This is a genomic window from Streptomyces sp. NPDC127100, assembly GCF_042724095.1.
GTDB lineage: Bacteria > Actinomycetota > Actinomycetes > Streptomycetales > Streptomycetaceae > Streptomyces.
Genome location: NZ_JBHXFL010000097.1, coordinates 1 through 4,599 on the forward strand (window position 1 = coordinate 1; position 4,599 = coordinate 4,599).

1 protein-coding gene is annotated in these 4,599 nt (G+C 78.6%); it reads right to left on the bottom strand.

What is annotated here, in order from left to right; genetic code table 11:
* Positions 1–385 precede the first annotated feature (385 nt).
* The coding region (locus ACFWJB_RS35360) for an HAD-IC family P-type ATPase (protein WP_386927413.1) at positions 386–4,599 on the bottom strand (4,214 nt) is incomplete at its 5' end.

Below are 4,599 nucleotides of genomic sequence, written 5' to 3' on the forward strand. Positions count from 1 at the left end.
CGACCAGCCCCGGGGCACGCCCCCAGCAACACGGCGGACCGCACGACCAGCCCCCAAGGCACGCCCCCCAGAAACATGGCGGACCGCACGACCAGCCCCCCGGGGCACGCCCCCCCCCCCGGAACGCGGAGCACCACACGACCGACCCCCGGCGCACGCCCCAGGGGCGCGGGGAACCGCGCGACCAGCCCCGGGGCACGCCCCCAGGAACACGGCGGACCGCACGACCAGCCCCCGAGACACGCCCCCCAGGAACACGGGGCACCACACGACCGGACCCCCGGCGCACGCCCCAGGGGCGCGGGGAACTGCGCGACCAGCCCCCACCCACCCGCAGACGACACACCACCCGGCGCCCCCGCCTCGGCCTCCGCCTCCCCCGCCCTCACACCGAGGCGGCCGGCCTCACCGCCGGCAACCGCTCCGCCACCTTCGGCCAGTGCCGCGCCACGGCCTCCTCCACCACCGGCAACGCCCGCTGCCCCGCCAGCGCCAGCGCGATCGCCGCGGCCACGCCCGTCCACGCGACCGGCCCCAGCGGCGTGCACCCGAACAGCTGGCTCGCCCCCGGCGTCTGCACCAGCACCACCAACGCGGCCGCGGAACCGACGGACGTCACCTGCACCAGCCGGCTGCCGCGCCGGTCGGCGAGGGTCTGGGCGAGCTGCGTGCCGACCACCGCGCACAGGGCCATGGTCGTCGAACGGCGCGCCGTGCCCGGGGTGAAGCGGCCGAGGAGCCAGGCCGCGGTCGCCCCGAGTGCGGTGGTCATGGCCCGGTGCCGGATCTGCCGGATCAGCGGCGCCCCCAGCACCGCCGTGCCGAGCGGGGCGCCCGCGTCGTCCTTCTCCTGCTCGGCGTCCCCGGTCTCCGTCACCGCCACGGCCATCGCCGGGAACAGGTCGGTGAAGAGGTTCACCAGCAGCATCTGGCGGGTGGACAGCGGGGCGGAGCCGCCGAGGACGGTGCCGATGATGCCGAAGCCGACCTCGCCCGCGTTGCCGCCGATCAGGATGGCGATCGCGTCGGCGACGCTGTGCCACAGTGCCCGGCCCTCGCGCACCGCCTCCACCAGCACCAGCAGGTCGTCGCCGGTGACGACCAGGTCGGCGGCGTTGCGGGCGGCGGCCGAACCGCGGGCGCTGATGCCGACGCCGATGTCGGCGGCCCGGATCGCCGCCGCGTCGTTGGCGCCGTCGCCGACCATGCCGACGACGCGCCCGGCGTCCCGCAGCGACTCCACGACCTGGAGCTTCTGCTCGGGCGCCACCCGGGCCACCACGTCCGCGTCGCGCAGCATCCGGGAGCGCGCCGAGCGGTCGGCGGCGGCGAGTTCGTCGCCGGTGACCACGACCGCGTCCTCGGGCCAGCCCAGGTCGACGGCGATGGCGCGGGCGGTCTGCGGATGGTCGCCGGTCAGCACCACGGGCCGTACGCCCGCCTCGCGCAGCCCGCGCACCAGTGCCGGGGACGTCTCGCGCGCCACGTCGGCCAGCGCGAGCAGTCCGGTGAACTCCAGCCCGGACGGCGGCTCTTCGAGGACGCCGGCCGCACGCTCGCCCCGGCGGAGCGGCCGCTGCGCCACCGCGATGATGCGCAGCCCCGCGCCGGCCAGGTCGTGCGCCGCGTCCAGGGCGTGCGACGGCAGGCCGGTGCAGGCGGGCAGCACGGTCTCGGGGGCGCCCTTGACCACTAGGACCGGGGCGCCGTCCGCGTCCCGGCCGACGGCGGCGGCGTAGCCGCGGGAGGTCTCGAAGGGCAGGCCCTCGTCCTGCGTCCACCCGGGGTCGGGCCCGGCGGCGTCCAGGACGGCCTCGTCGGTGGCGTGGGTCGGGCGGGCACCGTCGCCGTCCAGACGGGGGCAGGCGCGCGCGGCGACCCGTACGGTGCCGGCGGCGTCCGGGTCGCCCGCCCCGCGGACGGTGCCCTCGGTGCCCGCGACCCGGGTCAGCCGCAGCCTGTTCTCGGTCAGCGTGCCGGTCTTGTCGAAGCACACGGTGTCCATGCGCCCCAGCGCCTCCAGCGTGCGCGGGGTGCGCACCAGCACGCCGTGCCGGCTCAGCCGGCGGGCCGCCGCCAGCTGGGCGACCGTCGCCACCAGTGGCAGCCCCTCGGGCACGGCGGCCACCGCCACCGACACGCCACCGGAGACGGCCCCCCGGATCGGCGTGCCGCGCAGCAGCGACAGCCCGGTCACCGCCGCGCCGCCGGCCAGGGTCAGCGGCAGCGCCTTGCGGGTGAGTTCCTGGAGCCGTGCCTGCACGCCCGCGGCCGACGGGGTCCGGGCGGCCAGGGCGACCGCGCGTGCGGCCTCGGTGTGGTCACCGGTGTCCACGACGACGGCCCGGGCCCGGCCCGCCACCACGGTCGTGCCCTCGAAGACCATGCAGTACCGCTCGGCGACGGGTGCCCGCGGCGCGGGGTCCACGCGCTTGTCCACCGGGAGCGACTCGCCGGTCAGCGCGGACTCGTCCACCTCCAGGCCGTCCTCCCACAGCAGCCGGGCGTCGGCGGGCACGACGTCGTCCGCCTTCAGCTCGATCACGTGCCCCGGGTGCAGCTTCGCCGCGTCCACGATCCGCGGCTCGCCCTCCGCGGGCGCCTCCGCCTCGGCGGGCGCCTCCGCCTCCGCGTACGTCTCCTCGCTGACCCGCGCCTTCTGCTTCTGCTCGGCGAGCAGCCCGGACAGCGCCCGTTCGGCCCGCAGCCGCTGGAAGCCGCCGACCAGCGCGTTGAGGTCCAGGGCGCCGATCACCAGCGCCGCGTCCACGACCGAGCCGAGGATCGCGGAGGCCGCCGAGCCGACCGCCAGCACGGGGGTGAGCGGATCGTCCAGCTCGCCGCGCACGGCCCGGGCGAGCTGCCACGACCACCGCGCCGGCGCCAGCGCCCGCACCCGGCCCGCCCGTTCGGCCGCCTCCCGCACCCGGCCCGTGGCCCGCTCGACGGCGGTCGGCTCGGGCTCGCCCTCGCGCTCCAGCCGGTCGCGTACGTCCGCCGCGTCCAGCGCGTGCCACGCCACCCGGGGCCGGGGGTGGGGAGCGCGGGCCGCCGCCACGCCGAGGGCGGCGCGCGCCCCGGACAGCAGGGCCGCCGCCGCGCTCGCGTCGACCGGCGCGTGCCGCACGCCGGGCAGGGGCGAGGTCACTCCCCTGCCGCGCGCCTCGCCGACCGCGACCAGCAGCCCGGACAGCGCGGCCCCGGCCCGGGCCAGGGTCTGCGAGCGGTTGCCGACCGCGCGGGCCGCCGGCACCGCGCGCAGCACCCGCCACACGTCGGCCAGGCCGCGCGTGGCCAGTACGTCCGCGCCCCACGCCACCGGGGAGCCCGCGTCGGCCAGCGCCACGGCCACGTCACCGCCGAACAGCCCGGCCGGCACCGTGTCGTCGTCGCCGGGCAGGGGCCGTACGACCGTGATGACACCGCCGCCGTTCTCGGCGCGCGCTTCCTCCACGACGTCGCGGAGCGGGCGGCGGGCGCTGACGACCTGGTCCGCGAGGCCGGTGAAGTCGGCCAGTGCCGGATCCTCCACCATCACCACGCGCAGCCCGGCACGGCGCGCCGCGTCCAGGACGTCCTCGGTCCACGGGTCCGCCCCGGCGTGCGGGGTGCGCAGCGCGCTGGGGTGCAGGACGACCGTGCCCGTCATCTCGAGCTGCCGCAGCCGCTCCGGATCGCGCACCAGCACACCGGTCCGGGACAGTGCGGCGCTCAGTACGGCGTGGAAGGCGGCGGGTCCGTAGCGCGCGGCCTTGGGCGAGCCGGCGAGCACCGCCTCGGCGGCCTCCGTCAGGTCGTGCTTGACGAGCAGGGTCGCCACCGCGCCCGCCACGCTGCCGGTCGAGGCGTGGGCGGCGTAGTCGTGGGCCGGGGAGGTGCGCAGCGGCGGGCGCAGGGTCAGGTCGGCGGACAGGCTGCCCCGGTCCGGGTGGCAGAGCTGGTCGTGCACGGCCTCGAAGGCCGCCGACCGGGCCACCGCCTCGCCCAGCTGACAGGCGCGCACCGCACCGTCCAGCACCAGCGAGGTCGGGCTCTGGCCCGCGCCGTGCACGGCCGCGTTGGCGGCGGCCAGCGTCAGGTCCATGCGGTGGGCGCCGATCCGTTCGCGCAGCCAGGCGCGGAACCTGGGGTTCTCGCGCAGCAGCGTCACCACGGCGGTGAGCAGGCGGGGCGAGGGCGGCAGCCGCAGGGACGACGCGGTGAGGGCGGCGGCGATGCCGAGCAGGTCGGCTCCGAGGGCGGTCGCCGCGACCCGCACCGAGGCCGGGTCGCCGGGGTGGGCCAGCTCCTCGACGTCGTCGTCGGCCCGGGCCAGGCCGTGCTGTTCGGCGAGGTCGGTGGCCCGGTCCACCACCCGGTCGGTGAGCTCCTCCTCGGTCGCGGTCACCACCAGCCGGGCCAGCCCGTTGTCCCAGTATGCGAGGGCCACGTCGGGGTGTTCGGCGAGGGCCGCCGCCACGCGGCGCGCGACGTGTTCCGTGCCGCCCGCCCGGCGCACCCGTTCGGTCGCGGCCGGCCGCAGCGCGAGGTGGGCCCGGGGGCCGGCCCGCCAGTGGCGGGCGCCGCCCGGCAGCGCGGCGCGGGCGACGTGGGCCGCCC